Origin of the sequence: Arthrobacter gyeryongensis, from assembly GCF_039543785.1 — a bacterium.
GTDB classification, from domain to species: Bacteria; Actinomycetota; Actinomycetes; order Actinomycetales; family Micrococcaceae; genus Arthrobacter; species Arthrobacter gyeryongensis.
Window position 1 is genome coordinate 1 of record NZ_BAABKK010000045.1, and the last position, 699, is coordinate 699.

Here is a 699-nt window from a genome sequence, read left to right on the forward strand (position 1 = left end):
CGGTGGGTTCGTCCAGGATCAGCACCTTCGCCCCGAAGTACACGGCCCTCGCGATCGCGACGCACTGGCGTTCACCGCCGGAGAGCTGGCCGATGGGCTGTTCCACATCGCGCAGGTCGATGCCCATCTGGGCCAGTTCCTTCAGGGTGATGTCCTTCATTTTCTGGACATCCATGGATTTGAACGGGCCGAAGCCGGTGGTCAGTTCCGAGCCGAGGAAGAAGTTCCGCCAGATCGGCATCAGCGGGACCACGGCCAGGTCCTGGTACACGGTGGCGATGCCGACATCGAGGGCGTCGCGGGGGGAGTTGAATTTCCGTTCCTCGCCCATGACGTGCAGCGCGCCTTCGTCGTGCTGGTGGAGGCCGGCGATGATCTTGATGAGCGTGGACTTGCCGGCGCCGTTGTCCCCCAGGACGCAGGTGACGCGGCCGTTGTCCACGGCCATGGTCACGTCCCGCAGGGCGATGATGTTCCCGTAGTGCTTTCCGATCTTGTCCAGGGAGAGCAGGTGCACGGGGGTGTGGGTCAGCGGGTCCTTCTCATCCCGGAGCAGGGTCTGCTGGTCGATCTGTTTGGCATTCATGTTCTTGCGGCCCTTCTACTTGAGCTCTGCGCGGCGTTTGACGATGAGGTTCACGATGGTGGCCAGCAGCAGCATCAGGCCCAGGAAGAACTTGAACCAGTCCGGGTTCCACT

The 699-nt window shown here is 62.8% G+C and carries 1 protein-coding gene; it reads right to left on the bottom strand.

Going from position 1 to position 699, the window contains the following annotated elements; translation table 11 throughout:
- Window positions 1–586 (bottom strand): ATP-binding cassette domain-containing protein (locus ABEA18_RS24090; RefSeq protein ID WP_345453832.1); only part of this gene is annotated, 586 nt, incomplete at its 3' end.
- Between the last annotated feature and the right edge of the window lie 113 nt (window positions 587–699).